This window comes from Brevibacterium sp. UCMA 11754 (assembly GCF_021532275.1).
In the GTDB taxonomy this organism is placed as follows: domain Bacteria; phylum Actinomycetota; class Actinomycetes; order Actinomycetales; family Brevibacteriaceae; genus Brevibacterium.
In genome coordinates this window covers 1-17243 of sequence record NZ_JACBOT010000021.1, presented here as the reverse complement: position 1 = coordinate 17243, position 17243 = coordinate 1, and the positions used below count along the sequence as shown (strand labels likewise).

At 63.0% G+C, this 17243-nt stretch carries 23 protein-coding genes; 15 read left to right on the top strand and 8 right to left on the bottom strand.

Translation table 11 applies throughout. The features are described from left to right. Nucleotides 1–55: 55 nt before the first annotated feature. Nucleotides 56–880 (top strand): thioesterase family protein, encoded by an 825-nt coding sequence (locus tag HX613_RS09125; protein WP_235345033.1) that lies wholly within the window; start codon nucleotides 56–58, stop codon nucleotides 878–880. Continuing rightward, nucleotides 877–1650: an SDR family NAD(P)-dependent oxidoreductase gene (locus tag HX613_RS09120; protein ID WP_235345032.1), complete on the top strand. Its 774-nt coding sequence runs from the start codon at nucleotides 877–879 to the stop codon at nucleotides 1648–1650. Before HX613_RS09125 ends, HX613_RS09120 begins: the two co-directional genes overlap by 4 nt. A 294-nt stretch (nucleotides 1651–1944) precedes the next feature. Here HX613_RS09120 and amaP read toward each other — a convergent pair whose 3' ends face one another. From amaP to HX613_RS09095, 5 genes are read right to left on the bottom strand one after another with little or no spacing between them, the layout of a single operon-like run. After that, nucleotides 1945–2538 (bottom strand): alkaline shock response membrane anchor protein AmaP, encoded by a 594-nt coding sequence (gene amaP / locus HX613_RS09115; RefSeq protein WP_235345031.1) that lies wholly within the window; start codon nucleotides 2536–2538, stop codon nucleotides 1945–1947. Next, nucleotides 2535–3104, bottom strand: a complete 570-nt coding sequence (locus HX613_RS09110; protein ID WP_235345030.1) for a DUF6286 domain-containing protein — start codon at nucleotides 3102–3104, stop codon at nucleotides 2535–2537. Before HX613_RS09110 ends, amaP begins: the two co-directional genes overlap by 4 nt. After that, on the bottom strand, nucleotides 3101–3445 hold the full coding sequence (locus tag HX613_RS09105; RefSeq protein WP_235345029.1) for an Asp23/Gls24 family envelope stress response protein: 345 nt from the start codon (nucleotides 3443–3445) through the stop codon (nucleotides 3101–3103). The genes HX613_RS09110 and HX613_RS09105 overlap by 4 nt, the downstream gene beginning before the upstream one ends. A gap of 28 nt (nucleotides 3446–3473) precedes the next feature. Beyond that, nucleotides 3474–3656: a DUF2273 domain-containing protein gene (locus HX613_RS09100; protein WP_143920952.1), complete on the bottom strand. Its 183-nt coding sequence runs from the start codon at nucleotides 3654–3656 to the stop codon at nucleotides 3474–3476. A gap of 14 nt (nucleotides 3657–3670) precedes the next feature. Further along, nucleotides 3671–4138 (bottom strand): Asp23/Gls24 family envelope stress response protein, encoded by a 468-nt coding sequence (locus tag HX613_RS09095; RefSeq protein WP_204233413.1) that lies wholly within the window; start codon nucleotides 4136–4138, stop codon nucleotides 3671–3673. A gap of 194 nt (nucleotides 4139–4332) precedes the next feature. Here HX613_RS09095 and HX613_RS09090 point away from each other — a divergent pair, with 194 nt between their 5' ends. The 3 genes from HX613_RS09090 to HX613_RS09080 are packed head-to-tail and all read left to right on the top strand — an operon-like array spanning nucleotide 4333 to nucleotide 5793. Further along, nucleotides 4333–4896, top strand: coding sequence for an RNA polymerase sigma factor (locus HX613_RS09090; RefSeq protein ID WP_235345028.1), 564 nt, complete (start codon nucleotides 4333–4335; stop codon nucleotides 4894–4896). Beyond that, entirely contained in the window at nucleotides 4893–5387 is a 495-nt protein-coding gene (locus HX613_RS09085) for a hypothetical protein (protein ID WP_235345027.1), read from the top strand. Before HX613_RS09090 ends, HX613_RS09085 begins: the two co-directional genes overlap by 4 nt. Continuing rightward, nucleotides 5380–5793 carry a hypothetical protein gene (locus HX613_RS09080; protein WP_235345026.1) on the top strand — a complete coding sequence of 138 codons (414 nt, stop codon included), beginning with the start codon at nucleotides 5380–5382 and terminating at the stop codon, nucleotides 5791–5793. The genes HX613_RS09085 and HX613_RS09080 overlap by 8 nt, the downstream gene beginning before the upstream one ends. Nucleotides 5794–5959: 166 nt before the next feature. Here the strand turns inward: HX613_RS09080 and HX613_RS09075 are convergent, their stop codons facing one another. Then, on the bottom strand, nucleotides 5960–6238 hold the full coding sequence (locus HX613_RS09075) for a GlsB/YeaQ/YmgE family stress response membrane protein (RefSeq protein ID WP_143920947.1): 279 nt from the start codon (nucleotides 6236–6238) through the stop codon (nucleotides 5960–5962). A gap of 356 nt (nucleotides 6239–6594) precedes the next feature. On the opposite strand from HX613_RS09075, the gene pyrE reads away from it, so the two are divergent. The 4 genes from pyrE (at nucleotide 6595) to HX613_RS09055 (ending at nucleotide 10479) form a co-directional block, all read left to right on the top strand. Next, nucleotides 6595–7161, top strand: a complete 567-nt coding sequence (gene pyrE / locus HX613_RS09070) for an orotate phosphoribosyltransferase (RefSeq protein WP_235345025.1) — start codon at nucleotides 6595–6597, stop codon at nucleotides 7159–7161. Nucleotides 7162–7328: 167 nt separating this feature from the next. After that, nucleotides 7329–8210 carry an ABC transporter ATP-binding protein gene (locus HX613_RS09065; RefSeq protein ID WP_235345024.1) on the top strand — a complete coding sequence of 294 codons (882 nt, stop codon included), beginning with the start codon at nucleotides 7329–7331 and terminating at the stop codon, nucleotides 8208–8210. Next, complete coding sequence (locus tag HX613_RS09060; protein WP_235345386.1) at nucleotides 8210–9838, top strand: ABC transporter permease; 1629 nt, start codon at nucleotides 8210–8212, stop codon at nucleotides 9836–9838. The genes HX613_RS09065 and HX613_RS09060 overlap by 1 nt, the downstream gene beginning before the upstream one ends. Next, nucleotides 9835–10479 carry a TrmH family RNA methyltransferase gene (locus HX613_RS09055; protein ID WP_235345023.1) on the top strand — a complete coding sequence of 215 codons (645 nt, stop codon included), beginning with the start codon at nucleotides 9835–9837 and terminating at the stop codon, nucleotides 10477–10479. Before HX613_RS09060 ends, HX613_RS09055 begins: the two co-directional genes overlap by 4 nt. 448 nt (nucleotides 10480–10927) lie before the next feature. Here HX613_RS09055 and HX613_RS09050 read toward each other — a convergent pair whose 3' ends face one another. Next, a complete protein-coding gene (locus HX613_RS09050; RefSeq protein WP_235345022.1) occupies nucleotides 10928–12076 on the bottom strand; it encodes an acyl-CoA dehydrogenase family protein in 1149 nt (382 codons plus the stop codon). A 39-nt stretch (nucleotides 12077–12115) separates the two neighbouring features. Beyond that, nucleotides 12116–13309 carry an acyl-CoA dehydrogenase family protein gene (locus HX613_RS09045; RefSeq protein WP_235345021.1) on the bottom strand — a complete coding sequence of 398 codons (1194 nt, stop codon included), beginning with the start codon at nucleotides 13307–13309 and terminating at the stop codon, nucleotides 12116–12118. Nucleotides 13310–14271: 962 nt separating this feature from the next. Here HX613_RS09045 and HX613_RS22160 point away from each other — a divergent pair. From HX613_RS22160 to HX613_RS09025, 6 genes are read left to right on the top strand one after another with little or no spacing between them, the layout of a single operon-like run. Beyond that, entirely contained in the window at nucleotides 14272–14697 is a 426-nt protein-coding gene (locus HX613_RS22160; RefSeq protein WP_268826739.1) for an acyl-CoA dehydrogenase family protein, read from the top strand. Next, nucleotides 14601–15077: an acyl-CoA dehydrogenase family protein gene (locus HX613_RS22155; RefSeq protein WP_328284944.1), complete on the top strand. Its 477-nt coding sequence runs from the start codon at nucleotides 14601–14603 to the stop codon at nucleotides 15075–15077. The genes HX613_RS22160 and HX613_RS22155 overlap by 97 nt, the downstream gene beginning before the upstream one ends. Then, nucleotides 15064–15468, top strand: a complete 405-nt coding sequence (locus tag HX613_RS22150; protein ID WP_328284943.1) for an acyl-CoA dehydrogenase family protein — start codon at nucleotides 15064–15066, stop codon at nucleotides 15466–15468. Before HX613_RS22155 ends, HX613_RS22150 begins: the two co-directional genes overlap by 14 nt. 39 nt (nucleotides 15469–15507) lie before the next feature. After that, entirely contained in the window at nucleotides 15508–16245 is a 738-nt protein-coding gene (locus HX613_RS23045; protein ID WP_442862599.1) for a hypothetical protein, read from the top strand. Continuing rightward, complete coding sequence (locus HX613_RS09030; protein ID WP_328284937.1) at nucleotides 16209–16514, top strand: hypothetical protein; 306 nt, start codon at nucleotides 16209–16211, stop codon at nucleotides 16512–16514. The genes HX613_RS23045 and HX613_RS09030 overlap by 37 nt, the downstream gene beginning before the upstream one ends. Next, nucleotides 16493–16651, top strand: a complete 159-nt coding sequence (locus HX613_RS09025) for a hypothetical protein (protein ID WP_235345020.1) — start codon at nucleotides 16493–16495, stop codon at nucleotides 16649–16651. The genes HX613_RS09030 and HX613_RS09025 overlap by 22 nt, the downstream gene beginning before the upstream one ends. Nucleotides 16652–17243 lie beyond the last annotated feature (592 nt).

Here is a 17243-nt window from a genome sequence, read left to right as displayed (position 1 = left end):
CGCACTCGCTGGCCCCATCGCCTCGGCTCCGGTCCGATACCGATAATCTGGGGTCATGCCTGAAGCACTCAACGAACATCTCGGCCATGATGGTGCCGCCTGCCCCGATTCCTACTATGTGCGCACGGCACCGGAGGCCTTCGTCTCGACGCTGCACAGCCAGGGCGCGTGGCAGCCGGGCGAACAGCATCTGGCCCCGGCCGCAGGGCTGGTGTTGGCGGAGATCGAACGCCGGCTGCCTTCTGACAAGCTGGTCTCGCGGGTCAGCTTCGACATACTCGGTGTCATCCATTCCGGCGAATTCACCATCGACGTCAACGTCATCCGGCCTGGTCGGACCATCGAGCTCATCGAGGCCAGCATGCGCCACGGTGAGCGCACGAGCGTCCACGCCAGAGTCTGGCGCCTGCTGCCGGGCGACACCGCAAGCGTCGTCGGCGACGAATGGCCGACTCTGCCTGAGCCCGAAGAAGCCCCAGCCGTCCCATTCACCGGCCGCTGGGGCGGAGGCTTCATCGCTTCGCTGGACGGCGGTCAGTTCGCCGACGCCCATCCCGGATCCGCCCGTTCCTGGATCAGGTCCCCCTATCCGCTCGTCGACGGGGAGGACGATCCCGCGACCGCGGCCTTCGTGAAACTCGTCGACACCGCCAATGGGCTGGCCGTGAGAGAAGACCCGAAGACGACGTTCTTCCCCAACGTCGACCTCACCATCCACCTCACCCGAGTCCCCGAACCAGGTTGGGTCGGCTTCGAGACGAAGGTTGCGTTCGGCCCCACAGGGATCGGTGAGACCACAAGCGTCCTCAGCGACGTCAACGGGCCGATCGGCACCGCCGCGCAGTCGCTGACGGTGCGCGTGGGCCAAGGCGCGAAGTGACGAGGCCGCGCGCACTCGTCACCGGTGCCAGCTCAGGGCTGGGGCGCGGGTATGCACTTGCCCTCGCCGCCGACCAGTACGACCTGGTCCTCGTAGCCCGTGATGAGGTCCGTCTGCAGGAGCTGGCGACGAGCATCGAAAACGACAGCGGCACCCACGCCGAGGTGGTTGTGGCCGATCTGTCGACCCGAGCCGGCATCGACGTGGTCAGGACCGTGATCGAGACCTCGCGGATCGATCTGCTCATCAACAACGCCGGATACGGACTCAAGCAGGGTCTGCTCGAGTCGGAGATCTCGGAGCTCGAGGACCAGGATATGGTGCTCACCGGCGCGGTGCGCGAACTCTCTCTGGCCGCGGTCAGGCAGATGCGCGAGTGTGGTCGCGGCGGCCTGATCAACGTCTCGTCCATGGCGGCGCTGACGACGATGGGCCAGTATGCGGCCTCGAAGATGTCGACCGTGGTCTTCACCGAAGCTCTCGCCGGTGAGCTGCGCGGAACTCCGGTGACGGCCACCGTCGTGCTGCCCGGATTCATTCGCACCAGGTTCCACGAGCGACTCGGCGTCGACCGACCGGGGCCCGGGTGGATCTGGCTGAGCGTGGAGCAGGTCGTCGCCGCATCCTTGCGCGATGCGCGACGCGGCAAGGTGGTCTCGATCCCTGGGGCGAGCTATGGGCTGGCGGCTCGAGTCGCTCGCTTCGTTCCCCGCTCTCTGGTGCGCTGGGGGTCGACCGGTTTCTCTCTCAGCAGGCGAGACGATCACTGAGGTCGCAGCAGTGACATTGCGACCCGCCGCATGAAGTTGAGTCTTGAATTATTTTCAGTGAACCCTGTGACCTGGGATTTTATCGGGTGTCAGGGGTCTGTGGAACGGCCAAGCGCGATTCAGGCAGGGCAGAACAATCTTTACAAGTGGGATCGATGTGTGATCCAATAATGGTGTTCGCCCGGTGGGGATCGGGTGGACACAACGGACGTATGGGGATGCGTCCGGGTACTCGAGGGGAGTGCTGCGAGGACCCCGGGATGTCGCGATTACGCGCCCCGGGGTCTTTGTCATTCACAGCTGAACACTGCGCTGCCTCCTTTGACGTGACCGGGCGATTCCGATCTCCACACCCACAGCGGACAGCGGAACGCCAAGGGCGTGACTGGCGTTGCGGGTCACGCGATCTGCGATGTCGGCGACGACCGCATCGACGTCGGCACGTTCGTCGACATCGACATGGAGGACGAGCTCCGGTCGTCGCGCCGTTCCGCGCAGAATGGCCTGCGCATCGACGACTTCAGGAGTGTCTTCGAGGTCATCTTCCACGGCATCGGCAATCACGTTCGCCGTCACCGTGGTCACGCCGCTCCGAGCATCTTCCTGCATGCGCAGGGGTTTGGCGGAACCCTTTCGCGGGACCTGGGCAGCGAGCCAACGCACACCGATGATCGCCAGGATGAGAGCTGCCACCAGCGCGATGACAGCGGAGAACGGCAATGCGAACACCGCGGCGATGGGCTGCAGCTTCGCATCGGGGGTCAGGCCGGGCGCCACCGCTGCTGCCAAGCCGAAGCTGAGCGCGAGCACGGCGAGTCCGGCCACGAGGAAGATCAGCCCGACGATGATGAGACCGGTGCGATTGGCACCTGCTGCCAGTCGTTTCATGCCGGTCTCCTCTGTGCGCGAACCTTGACGGTGGGTGTGCGGTCGAACGCGATCGAGGCGAAGCGCTGAGTGACTGCGGCATCGACATCGTGGCGAATTTCGTCAGTGTCACGTACCGGGGTGGAGAAGGTGACATTCGTCGACGAGGCATTGGACGCGGCACGCACGCTCGACACTCCGTCGACGGAGTCCGCAGCCGCGGCTGCCAGGTTCGACAAGGCTGAGGTCGGCAGAACCACCTCGAAGCGTTCGATGTGCTCTGGTGCCTGCGCACGGTAGCCGATGTTGCGCTTGGCTCCCGGCGAGATCCCGATGATGAGGAAGATCAGCCCGAGGACCGCGATGACGGCACCAGCGGTGATGATCGCCGCCGCGGCCCACGTCATTGTTCCGAGAGTCGCGAATCCGGAGAATCCGGACGACAGCGCCGAGCTCCCAGACCCGTCGGAGACGATGGCGGCAATGGCCGCCCAGCCGAGGGCGACGGCGATGGCCAGGATGAGGATCGCGAGGATGACAGCGGGCACCACGCGTGCCGGGCGTGCCCGAAACAGTCGTGTGCTCATTGCAGATTCCTCACTGATCTTCCGGTTCCTGAAGCGTTGGGTTTGAGCCATTTCACGTCGACGTCGACCTGACGGACGCTGACTCCGGTGAGCGCTTCGACATCTGCACTCAGGCGACGACGGACCGATTCGGTCGCCTCGGTGATGGGGGAGGGATACGCCAGCCCCAGCTGAACCTCGAGGGTGCAGCTGCGACCCGAGAGGGTCACGTCCACGCTGGGACGGCTGTCGAGGTCGGCATTCGAACCGAACCCGAACAGGCCCGACTTCGCGCCGCCGACCCCGGGTAGACCCTTGAGGATCTGGGAGGCCGTCTTCTCGATGACTCGGTCAGCGATCATGAGGCCACCACGTGATGAAGCCACAATGCTACCTCCGGGTCGTCGAGCGCGAACTCAGCGCGCTGAGATCGAGGCGTCCGTCAAGGACGAGGCCGATGACCAGTCCGAGCCCGCCGCAGATGGCGACGATGAGGAACGCAAGGAAACCACCGAAGAACGCAACGATGCCCAGCGTCAGTCCGACGAGCAGACCGATGAGTGTTTTCGACATGTCAGTCCTTCGTCTCAGTTGAGTTCGACGGTGTCGTTGGTGTTCTGCTGATCATCGTCGTCGCCGGGGAGATGGACGTCAGTGACCTCGATGTTGACCTCGACGACCTGGAGGCCGGTGCCCTGCTCGACGGCACGGATCACGTTGCGACGGATCGCCTCGGCGACGTCGACGATCGACGTTCCGTACTCCACGACGATGGTGAGGTCGATCGCAGTCTGCTTCTCACCCTTCTCGACGGAGACTCCTCCGGAGACATTCGTCTGGGAGCCGGGGATGCGTTCGGCGAGGGCGTCGAAGGTGCGGCGTGCGGCATTGCCCATCCCGAACACGCCGGGGACCTCACGGGCGGCAATGCCGGAGAGCTTGGCGACGACGTTCTCAGCGATCGTGGTATTGCCCATGTCGGTCACGAGAGGGCTGCGAACCGAATCGTCGGTCCTGGACTGCTGGGAAACGGTGGACTGCTTGTCTTCTGGCATCTGTCTTCCTTTTCGCTTCGACGATCCTGTTGCGAGAACAGGCTAGTTATGAGTACAGACGCGCATGACCGGCAAACCTCACGCATGATTGCGAAAGAATCTTCTCGCCGGTGAAAATCTTCTTGCCGGTGAAACAGGTTCGTCCCGACGTGGCGAACATGCTCACGGCGATTGCGGTCGCATACGATGTGGATATGACAAGGCACGATGATCACTTCGATATCGTCACCCTCGTCGTGCGCGCGAGAGAGGGCGATATCGACGCCTTCGAGGCGTTGGTTGACCGGTATGAGACGAAGCTCCTGCGATTCTGCCTGCGCACGCTCGGTGACCGGCAGGACGCGGAAGACGTCGTGCAGGACACGCTGGTGCAGGCGTGGAAATCGATGAGCGCTCTGACCGAACCGGCCGCTTTCGGCACGTGGATCTACCGACTGGCATCGAACAAGTGCACCGACCTGCTGCGCAGGAGGATGGCCAGACCTTCGGACGCGCAGGATCCCGACGATATGAGCATCCACGCGGATGGGCGGGCTTCGGTTGAGAAGTCCGTCGAGGCGCGTACAGCTCTGCAGCATTTCTCAGACGTTCTCCAGACGCTCTCATCAGAACAGCGGGTAACGTGGGTACTCCACCAGATGGAAGGCCTCAGCTACGCCGAGGTGGCGACAACTCTGGGCATCAGTGAAGGCAGTGTGCGCGGCCGAATTCACCGAGCCCGCACTGCCATCATGGAGGGGATGGAAGGATGGACGTGAACGAGCATGTCGGCTCCGGCGCTGAACCCGACCAGACGAGTGCCGATTCCCAGCGGGAGTCAGACGCCCAGCTTCGCGGTGTCATCGACGAATACATGAGCACGTTCCAACCCGAGCCCGAAGATACGGCCGGAGTGCGTGAGCGCATCCTTCAGTTGGTCAGAGACGATTTGTACCGGGGGCCCTCGACCAGTCTGCAGACACAGCAGGGACACCCGTTCTCGATCTCGACCGCTTCGGTGCGCTCGATTGTGCGCAATGCCGTTGATGCGGTGGATGGGATCCGAGCTCGCAGCGTCGACGTCGAACCTGCCGGGGATCCGGAAGGGAGTGCGGCGACCGTGTCGCTGACGGTGGCCATGCGCGCCGGCATCTCCTTCGCCTCCACCGCCGAGGCGATCCGACGTTCCGTATCCGCCGAGGTCCTGGCCGAATTGGGGATCCCCGCGGCCCGGATCGATATCAATGCTGAGGATGTGTACGTTGACTGATCGTGGCGAGTCGAAGGACTCCAATCTCGTGTACAGCGGCAATGGCTCTGTCAACGGCAGCGGCTCTGTCAACGGCAGCGGTAAAGAGGTCGTGGAGTCGGCCCGGCTGGCTGACTCCGTGACCTCGATCGCCGGGGTCAGAGCCCTGGCACCGGGACTGCGTGATCTGGTCGCCACCGCCACGGCCAAGGTGCTGCGCCGCACCGGCGATGAGCCCGTGGGCGTTGACGTGACCCGGGGCGGTGACGGTGTGAAGGTGAGGATCGACGCTCACCTTGACCACACCCGTGCGGTCGCCGAGGTCGTCGATGAGATCTTCTCCGTCGTCGAGGCCGACATCGCTCGCGGGGCCGTGGAGGTCAGCGGACGGCTCGACATCGACCTTCGCGTCGTCAGCCGGGGGTAGTCGCGCGCCCAGCCGTCGGCGACGGTGGGTGCGTCAGCGATGGTGGCTGACAGCTAGGACTGCTGGTGAATGTGAAGAGGCTCGGAATCCAGTGCTGGATTCCGAGCCTCTTCACACGCTGGACGTGACTCGACAAGGGTCGAATCGTGCCTGCGTCAGATCATGATCAGGCTGCTTTGTCCTTCTTGCCCATCTTGCTGGTGATGAAGCCCCAGATGATGAGGACGATCAGCGCGCCGCCGATCGCACACAGCCAGGAGGACAGCGAGAAGAACGCATCCATCTGGACTCCGAAGAGTGCGCCTCCTATCCAACCTCCGAGCATGGCTCCGATGACGCCGATGATGAGTGTGGCGATGATGCCGCCGCCTTGCTTGCCCGGCAGAATCGCCTTGGCAATGGCGCCGGCAATGAGTCCGAGAATCAAATATGCGATGAAACCCATGAGGTTCACATCCCTTCTGAAGTAGCTGATGATCGGGCTTGGCGAGTCGATCTGTACTCAATCGATCTGTACTCAATGGTAGATCCGATTCTCACGGAACGTACAGCTCAGCCCCATTCTTTATGACATTGGTACAGACGTTCGCTCGGTGGAAACCTCACGTACGGATTCGATTCGAATGCCGTGATCCCCATCACCACCTCGGCGTGGGCAGTCGGAGCTCATGACCACCTCGGCGGGGGAGACCCTCCGATGGGAGGCGTGGGGGCCCGTGGCGGCCTCGATGAAAAGAGCCCCCTGGGCGTGTGTGACGGCCCTGGTCTGCGCAACGGCACTGGCCGTTTAGACTTGGGGGCATGACCGATAGTGCAGACATCCGCCGACAGTTGCTCGACCTCATCGACGAACTCGCCGTTGTTCGCGGCAAGGTGACCCTCTCATCTGGCAGGGAAGCTGACTACTATCTGGATCTGCGCAGGGTCACTCTCGACCATCGCTCCGCACCACTGATCGGTGATGTGGTGCTCGATCTTCTGGATGCCGAAGGGCTGCTCGACAAGGTCGACGCCGTGGGCGGGCTGACGATGGGCGCCGATCCGGTCGGAACCGCCGTCATGCACCGCTCAGTGGTTCGCGGCACTCCGGTGGACTCCTTCGTCGTTCGCAAGGAGGCGAAGAAGCACGGGATGTCTCGTCGCGTTGAGGGTCCGGACGTCAAGGGCAAGCGCGTCGTCGCGGTCGAGGACACCTCGACGACTGGCGGTTCCGTGCTCACCGCGGTCGAAGCCCTCAAGGAGGCCGGCGCCGAGGTGGTGGCCGTGGCCGTCGTCATGGACCGAGACACGGGCGCCAAGGAGCGCGTCGAGGCAACAGGCATTCCGTATCTCACGGCGTTGACGACAAGCGATCTTGGGTTGGATTGAGACGTTCGTCGGAGCTTCACGGGCGGATCCCCACCCGTCGATCACCAGCTGGGACTCGACTGGCAATTCTGTCGTAATCGGGGTCCTGGTTTGAAACATCGTGGTCGATTCAACACGATAGATGAGACACTCCCACAGTACTGCTTCAGGAAAAGTAAGGATGACGCGTGCTCACACTGAAAGAGGTTTCCCTGCGCAAGGGAAAGCGAACTTATCTCGACGAGGTGAGTTTCACCGCGCAGGCAGGCCGGATCACCGCAATCGTCGGAACCCGTTCGGCCGGCCGGACCGAGCTGGTTCGCGTCATCATGGGGCTGATCTCGCCCGATGAGGGCACCGTCAAGCTCGAGGACTTCGAGCTCGACTTCGGCGATCGTCAGAACTTCGGATATCTGCCCGCCGAGCGCGGCGGCTACCCGAACATGCGTGTGATCGATCAGATCGTCTACCTGGCGCGTCTGCACGGCATCACCCTCGGGGCCGCAGAGCGCAATGCGCTGACTCTGCTCTCGCGCCTCGAGCTCGCCGATCGCGGGTATGCACCGCTGAAGAACCTCAGCGGCACGGAGATCGCCCGCGTCGACATCGCAGCGACACTGGCCGCCGACCCCGATGTCGTCGTCATCGACGACCCCTTCTCCGGGCTCGACTCACAGTCAACCGAACTTGTGATGTCTCTGCTGCGCGCCCACGCCGCCTCCGGGGTGCCCGTCATCCTGGCCACCGACAATTGGGAGGCCGCGCAGACCCATGCCGACGATGTCATCGTCCTCAGCCAGGGCCGGACCAGCGTGTCCGGCAGCGTGCAGGAACTGCGCTCGGACGTGAAATACCGTGTGGAGCTTGACGACGCCGAGGCGGCCGCTAAGTCATTGGAGAGCCGCGCGGGCATCAGCGACGTTGCGGTTCTCGATTCCGCAGACAACATCGTCAGCTTCCGGGCAGCCGATGCAGGCTCCGCCGCACAGACCGTGGCAGCACTGAATGGTGTGAAGAGTTTCGAGAGTGTTCGCCCGACATTGGCCGAGCAGTACAAGGAGGCTTTGTGATGGCAGGCAAGGACGAAGGCCAGGACGGGGACTCCCCGGAGCCGCAGGTGTCGAAGGGCACTGCGGGAGAGAGCATCGATGATCTGGGCACATCCGTCGGCGATGACGTCACGGTGACCGAAAAAGGTGCCGACTCAGCACAGGGCGCCAAGCCTGCTGCGGCTGCCGACGATAAAGCTGCCGATGTGAGCGACACAGCTGACGCCAGCGATGCTGACGCCAGCGATGCTGACGCAACGGCGGCCGACGACGGACTCGATGAGGTTCCGTTCGAACTTGCCGAGGACCGGCCCTCGGCCGATGAGCTTCCCGAGACCGGTCTGGTCTCCGAGTTCGTCGACGTGAACAAGCGTCAGGCCGCCTGGCTGGTATCGAACCGGGAGAGCACGACCGCATTGCGCAGTCCGTTCTTCCTGGTCACCGGCGCAGTCATCGTGCTCGGAATCCTCGCTGCGATCATCTCGGGCGTCGTCGCTGGATCAGACTCGAAGTCGGGTACTCCGAGCATGGCTATGGTCGGTGTGGGTGAGCAGGCTGCCATGTACGAGCAGCAGCTGGGCGTGAAGATCACCGACGCCAAGGACGCTCAAACCGCAGAGAAGCTGGTCAAGGAAGGCAAGGTCGACGCGGCCTTCATCCAGGACCCCAGCGGACAGGCACAGCCGACGATCATCGCCTTGGACGAACAGCCCGAGGAGCTGCTGGAGAAGCTGGCACCGAAGACTGAGGCCACTCTGCTGAACTCGCCGGCGGTCGGCGACGAGGTCGCCACTCCGCTGCTGTGGGCCATGGCAGTGTTCGCACTGCTCGTGGTGGCCACGCTCGGCACCGCGCTCTATCAGAACCTGCGTCTGGAGAAGCGCAACCGGATCACCGAGATCATCGCCGCCACGATCCCACCTCGCGGCTCGGCGTCGGGTCGGATCACGGGCATGTTGTCTCTGACAGCTGTCCACCTTGTCGTCGCGATCGTTGTGGCCGAACTCGGACTCTCCATCACAGGCAAGACCTCACTGGCATTCGCCATGCTGCCCGGCCTGGGCTGGTTCGCACTGACGCTGCTGTTCACCGCGTGGGCGATCTACGCGCTCCTCGTCTGGGCATCGACGGTGTCCGGCAGCAAGGCGCGCAAGACCTTCGTCTCGATCATCGGCGTCATCACCGTTGCCGGCTTCATCGCACCCGTCATCGTGGGAGCATCGGGAACGGTCGCCAAGGTGCTGTCGTGGACTCCGTTCACCTCGCCGCTGGGAATTGCCGGACGCTTCTTCGGCAGCCCACCCGCATGGTGGGAGGGCCTCGTCGCCGCAGCCATTGCTGCCCTGGTTGCCCTCATCATCCACTCCTTGGCCAGCAGCGCCTACGTTCGCGCGGTGCTCACCGGCGGAGGACGCGGCGGCAAGACCGTGAAGATGAGCAAGCGTGCGCAGAAGGTCTCCGTCGGCTCAGCCGGCAAGAAGGCTGATTCTAAGGACTCTGCCGCGGACTCGGGCTCCGACGCTGATTCGGGCGCGAAATCCGACGACGTGATCGATTCGGACTCCGACGACACCTCGGACTCCGACGACACCTCGGCGAAGGCAGCGAAGGTTGACGAGTCGGCGGATGAAACCGATGACAAGAAGTGACTGAAGACAGCGCGTTGCAGGCAGACGCGCCACAGGTAGGGGTCGGTCCGTGGACCGGCCCCTGGCCTGTGTCTGAGCATTTTGATCCCGAGCTGCTGCGTGACGGTGATCGTCGCAATGTCGTCGACAGATATCGTTACTGGAAGCTCGACGCGATCGTCGCCGATCTCGACACGACGCGGCACGAGTTCCACGTCGGTGTGGAGAACTGGCAGCACGACCTCAACATCGGGTCGGTGGTCAGGACAGCCAACGCCTTCAACGCCGCCGCGGTGCACATCGTGGGCAGGCGGCGGTGGAATCGGCGCGGGGCGATGGTCACCGACCGGTACCAGCACATCATCCACCACCCGAGCATCGACGACCTCCTGCAGTGGTGCACCGACAATTCCGTACCGCTGATCGGAATCGACAACTTCCCGGACTCGGTGCCGTTGGAGACCTATGACCTGCCGCGACGCAGCCTGCTGCTCTTCGGGCAGGAAGGGCCGGGTCTGAGCGAGGAAGCGCACCAGGCGAGCACAGCGGTGCTGTCGATCGCACAGTACGGTTCAACCCGGTCGATGAACGCGGCCGCGGCTGCGGCGATCACCATGCACTCCTGGGTTCGCCGCCACGTCTACGACCAGCCGGTGGACTGAATCCTGCCAACGTGATGAGGGTGGCCGACGGGTGCTCAACAGCCCGTGTGTCGAACGTCGACGGGTACTCAGCAGCCCGTGCGCCGAGCGCCGACGGGTGGGCAGGGCTCTACTGTGCCCCCGCCGGCACTTTTGGCCCCAACGGTTGGTAAGTCCTGGTCGATCGCAGCCCTGGGATCGACCAGGACTTACCAACTGTCCGGTGGTTCGTCGATGCTGCTGGGGCAAAAGTGCAGGAAAGGACGAAGAAGGGGCGTCCCGCGTTGCTTCCGGTATGGAAGAACACGGAACGCCCCTTCTCTTCTGCAGAGATTTCGACGCCCGACAGAGACTTCGACGCCCGACGTCATCGAATGCTCGTCGTCGCGCTGTGGCCTCAGCTCAGGTCGGCAGCCTGTGGCTCGCTGCGGCCTCAGTTCAGGTCGGCAGCCTGTGGCTCGCTGCGGCCTCAGTTCAGGTCGGCAGCCTGTGGCTCGATGAGCCCACCGATCTCTGCCAGCTCGGCAGTCAGCGAATCGGCATCGTCGAAGGTGCGCGAGATGACGGTCAGGCGCTTTGCGTAATGACCGATCGGGTACTCCATCGTCATGCCGATGCCGCCGTGCATCTGAATCGACTCCTGGCTGATGGTGCGAGCCGACTGATCGATGATGATCTTGGCCGCGATGACATCACGGTGGCGGTCCTTCTCGGAGCCGGCTTCCTCGTTGGTGACAGCAAGTCGTGAGTACAGGGCCATGCTGCGCGCATACTCGAGGTCCGCGTAGAGGTCGGCCGCACGGTGCTGCAGGGCCTGGTTCGCACCGATCGGGGCGCCGAACTGCTCACGGGTCTTGAGGTACTCGGCGGTCATGGTCAGCGAGGCTTCCATGACACCGACTGCTTCGGCCATGATCGCAGCGTTCGCGGTGTCGAGCACCTCGGCGACGACGGCATGCGCATCGGCGGCGCCGAGGCGCTGGGCCGGTGCGTTGTCGAACTTCACGCTGGCGCTTCCCTGGCCGTCGGCCTGACGGTGTGTGACGCGGGAGACTCCGGTTGCCGTCGCGGCGACCAGGAACAATCCGAGTTCGCCGTTCTCCGAGGCTGTGACGATGAACTGGTCGGCGACGTCGCCGCCGAGCACGCCGTTCTTCTCGCCGCTGATCGTGAAGGCACCGTCAGCGCCCGTCGAGGCGGTGGTGGACGGAGTATCGACCGCGTAGCGCAGACCGGGCTCGAGGGCCGCAAATGCGAGGAAGGTCTGGCCCTCGCACACGGAGGGCAGGATCTCCTGCTTCTGCTCTTCGCTGCCGGCGGCGGCGATCGCATTGGCGCCCAGCACTGCTGTGGCCAGGAACGGCTCGAGCACGAGTGAACGGCCGAATGCTTCCAAGACCACAGCAACCTCGGCGAAGGTCATTTCTGCTCCACCGTAGTTCTCCGGGATTGCCAGGCCGAGCAGGCCCATCTCTGCGAACGCCTCCCACTTCTCGCGGGAGATGCCCTCTTCGCTGTGCAGAATGGCTTCGCGGGCCTGGGTGTCGTACTCGCTGCGCAGGTACTTGTTCAGGGTGCTGGCGAGTTCTTGCTGAATGTCGTTGAGTTCAAGATCCATTGTTGTCCTCTTCTTAAGTGTTCTGGGGTTGCGGAGACCTCAGAGACCAAGCAGTGCTTTCGAGATGATTCCGCGCTGCACCTCGGACGAGCCGCCGTAGATGGTGACCTTGCGGGTGTTGAAGTACGCGGGAAGGGCGTCGACTGCTCCGAGCGGAAGGTCCGAGAGTCCCTCGCCCTGAGCACGGTCGGTGACGAAGTCCAGGCCCTGGGGACCGAGGACGTCGACGAGCAGCTCGCTGATGTCTTCCTGCAGCTGTGAGCCCTTGAGCTTGAGCACGGAGGAGCGTGGATCCGGCTTGTCAGATCCGGCGGCCTGAGTCGAGAGGATCCGCAGCTGGGTCATCTCGAGTGCCGTGAGCTCGGCTTCGATCCTAGTCAGGCGGGCGGAGAACAGCGGATCGTCGAGCAAGGTGCCGCGTGCCGTCTTCGTCACCGCGGCGTATGCCTTGGCACGGGCCAGGTTGACCTTCGAGCCGCCGATCCGGGCGATGCCTGTTCGCTCATTGCCGAGCAGGAATTTCGCGTAGGTCCATCCCTTGTTCTCTTCGCCGACGAGGTTCTCGACGGGAACCTCGACATTGTCGAAGAAGACTTCGTTGACCTCATGGCCGCCGTCGATGAGCTGGATCGGGCGAACCGTGACTCCGGGCGTCTTCATGTCGATGAGCAGGAACGAGATGCCGGCCTGCTTCTTCACATTCGGGTCGGTGCGGACCAGGTTGAACATCCAGTCGCCGTACTGGCCCAGGGTCGTCCAGGTCTTCTGTCCGTTGACGATGTACTTGTCGCCGTCACGTACCGCGGAGGTCTTCAGCGATGCGAGGTCAGAGCCGGCATCGGGTTCGGAGAAGCCCTGTGACCACCAGATGTCGATATTGGCGGTGGCGGGAAGGAAGCGCTCCTTGATCTCCTGGCTGCCGAAGGTCGCGATGACCGGGCCGACCATGGAGACGTTGAAGGGCAGCGGCTGTGGAACGCAGGCCAGCTGCATCTCTTCAAGCCAGATGTGGCGCTGTACCGGAGTCCAGTCCTGGCCGCCCCATTCGACGGGCCAGTTGGGTACGGCGTAACCGTGCTGATTGAGGATCCGCTGCGAAGTGACCATGTCCTCCTTGGTCAGCTCCTGGCCGGTGGCGACCTTGAAGCGCAGCTCCTCGGGGATCTCCGTGCGATAGAACTGACGCATCTTCTGAGCGAACTCGCGCTCCTCTGCATTCAGCAAGGTGTCCATGAAAACTCCTGATTGATCGTTCGGTAACTTAGCTCCAATAGTACGGTTCGGTGTTCGGGCTCACAAGTGGGGCGAGCTGACCCGAGGGGCCGGAGCCAGGCTGCATCTAGTTTCAGGTTCCACCAACATCACGATTGCTTAACATTATTTCAAAAGTGACATACCACAAATACGCTGAGTGGTAAGACATTGATAGGCGCTTGATAGTCTTGGTCGGCGGCCTGAATATTATTCATTGGTGTTCCGATGACGACGCACACCTCTTCTTGACTCAGTTGAGACGCTCGGGAACGGAAAGCTGAGATTCTTGGACATGCAGGGATATCCGGCGTCGCATTCAACTTCTTCGCGGCAGATATTCGGATACGAGTCCGAACTGTCGACTGTGGTCGGTTCGTTCGCTGACCCTGCCTGTTGCGGCGTCCTTCTAGTGGGGCCTGCCGGCGTCGGTAAGACCACAGTCATCAATGCAACGCTGGCTGGCCCAGCGGCGACGATTATGATTGTGGTCGGACCGACGCCGGAAGCGGAACAGAAGGACTCCGCTCAGGCAGGGTCAGCGAACGAACCGACCACAGTCGACAGTTCGGACTCGTATCCGAATATCTGCCCGCGAAGAAGTTGAATGCGACGCCGGATATCCCTGCATGTCCAAGAATCTCAGCTTTCCGTTCCCGAGCGTCTCAACTGAGTCAAGAAGAGGTGTGCGTCGTCATCGGAACACAATGAATAATATTCAGGCCGCCGACCAAGACTATCAAGCGCCTATCAATGTCTTACCACTCAGCGTATTTTGTGTATGTCACTTTTGAAATAATGTTAAGCAATCGTGATGTTTGGTGAACCTGAAACTAGATGCAGCCTGGCTCCCGGCCCCTCGGGTCAGCTCGCCCCACTTGTGAGCCCGAACACCGAACCGTACTATTGGAGCTAAGTTACCGAACGATCAATCAGGAGTTTTCATGGACACCTTGCTGAATGCAGAGGAGCGCGAGTTCGCTCAGAAGATGCGTCAGTTCTATCGCACGGAGATCCCCGAGGAGCTGCGCTTCAAGGTCGCCACCGGCCAGGAGCTGACCAAGGAGGACATGGTCACTTCGCAGCGGATCCTCAATCAGCACGGTTACGCCGTACCCAACTGGCCCGTCGAATGGGGCGGCCAGGACTGGACTCCGGTACAGCGCCACATCTGGCTTGAAGAGATGCAGCTGGCCTGCGTTCCACAGCCGCTGCCCTTCAACGTCTCCATGGTCGGCCCGGTCATCGCGACCTTCGGCAGCCAGGAAAGGAGATCAAGGAGCGCTTCCTTCCCGCCACCGCCAATATCGACATCTGGTGGTCACAGGGCTTCTCCGAACCCGATGCCGGCTCTGACCTCGCATCGCTGAAGACCTCCGCGGTACGTGACGGCGACAAGTACATCGTCAACGGACAGAAGACCTGGACGACCCTGGGCCAGTACGGCGACTGGATGTTCAACCTGGTCCGCACCGACCCGAATGTGAAGAAGCAGGCCGGCATCTCGTTCCTGCTCATCGACATGAAGACGCCCGGAGTCACGGTTCGCCCGATCCAGCTCATCGACGGCGGCCATGAGGTCAACGAAGTCTTCTTCGACAATGTCGAGGTTCCCGTCGAGAACCTCGTCGGCGAAGAGAACAAGGATGGACCTACGCGAAATTCCTGCTCGGCAATGAGCGAACAGGCATCGCCCGGATCGGCGGCTCGAAGGTCAACCTGGCCCGTGCCAAGGCATACGCCGCGGTGACGAAGACGGCACGCGGCACCTTGCTCGACGATCCGCTGTTCTCCGCCCCCTGACTAGGATCGAAGCCGAGCTCACGGCACTCGAGATGACCCAGCTGCGGATCCTCTCGACTCAGGCCGCCGGATCTGACAAGCCGGATCCACGCTCCTCCGTGCTCAAGCTCAAGGGCTCACAGCTGCAGGAAGACATCAGCGAGCTGCTCGTCGACGTCCTCGGTCCCCAGGGCCTGGACTTCGTCACCGACCGTGCTCAGGGCGAGGGACTCTCGGACCTTCCGCTCGGAGCAGTCGACGCCCTTCCCGCGTACTTCAACACCCGCAAGGTCACCATCTACGGCGGCTCGTCCGAGGTGCAGCGCGGAATCATCTCGAAAGCACTGCTTGGTCTCTGAGGTCTCCGCAACCCCAGAACACTTAAGAAGAGGACAACAATGGATCTTGAACTCAACGACATTCAGCAAGAACTCGCCAGCACCCTGAACAAGTACCTGCGCAGCGAGTACGACACCCAGGCCCGCGAAGCCATTCTGCACAGCGAAGAGGCATCTCCCGCGAGAAGTGGGAGGCGTTCGCAGAGATGGGCCTGCTCGGCCTGGCAATCCCGGAGAACTACGGTGGAGCAGAAATACCTTCGCCGAGGTTGCTGTGGTCTTGGAAGCATTCGCCGTTCACTCGTGCTCGAGCCGTTCCTGGCCACAGCAGTGCTGGGCGCCAATGCGATCGCCGCCGCCGGCAGCGAAGAGCAGAAGCAGGAGATCCTGCCCTCCGTGTGCGAGGGCCAGACCTTCCTCGCATTTGCGGCCCTCGAGGCCCGGTCTGCGCTACGCGTCGATACTCCGTCCACCACCGCCTCGACGGGCGCTGACGGTGCCTTCACGATCAGCGGCGAGAAGAACGGCGTGCTCGGGCGCGACGTCGCCGACCAGTTCATCGTCACAGCCTCGGAACGGCGAACTCGGATTGTTCCTGGTCGCCGCGACGGCAACCGGAGTCTCCCGCGTCACACACCGTCAGGCCGACGGCCAGGGAAGCGCCAGCGTGAAGTTCGACAACGCACCGGCCCCAGCGCCTCGGCGCCGCCGATGCGCATGCCGTCGTCGCCGAGGTGCTCGACACCGCGAACGCTGCGATCATGGCCGAAGCAGTCGGTGTCATGGAAGCCTCGCTGACCATGACCGCCGAGTACCTCAAGACCCGTGAGCAGTTCGGCGCCCCGATCGTTGCGAACCAGCCCTGCAGCACCGTGCGGCCGACCTCTACGCGGACCTCGAGTATGCGCGCAGCATGGCCCTGTACTCACGACTTGCTGTCACCAACGAGGAAGCCGGCTCCGAGAAGGACCCGCCACCGTGATGTCATCGCGGCCAAGATCATCACGATCAGTCGGCTCGCACCATCAGCCAGGAGTCGATTCAGATGCACGGCGGCATCGGCATGACGATGGAGTACCCGATCGGTCATTACGCAAAGCGCCTGACCGTCATCTCGCGCACCTTCGACGATGCCGATTCGCTGACTGCCGAGCTGGCAGAGATCGGTGGGCTCATCGAGCCACAGGCTGCCGACCTGAACTGAGGCCGCAGCGAGCCACAGGCTGCCGACCTGAACTGAGGCCGCAGCGAGCCACAGGCTGCCGACCTGAGCTGAGGCCACAGCGCGACGACGAGCATTCGATGACGTCGGGCGTCGAAGTCTCTGTCGGGCGTCGAAATCTCTGCAGAAGAGAAGGGGCGTTCCGTGTTCTTCCATACCGGAAGCAACGCGGGACGCCCCTTCTTCGTCCTTTCCTGCACTTTTGCCCCAGCAGCATCGACGAACCACCGGACAGTTGGTAAGTCCTGGTCGATCCCAGGGCTGCGATCGACCAGGACTTACCAACCGTTGGGGCCAAAAGTGCCGGCGGGGGCACAGTAGAGCCCTGCCCACCCGTCGGCGCTCGGCGCACGGGCTGCTGAGTACCCGTCGACGTTCGACACACGGGCTGTTGAGCACCCGTCGGCCCCCTCATCACGTTGGCAGGATTCAGTCCACCGGCTGGTCGTAGACGTGGCGGCGAACCCAGGAGTGCATGGTGATCGCCGCAGCCGCGGCCGCGTTTCATCGACCGGTTGAACCGTACTGTGCGATCGACAGCACCGCTGTGCTCGCCTGGTGCGCTTCCTCGCTC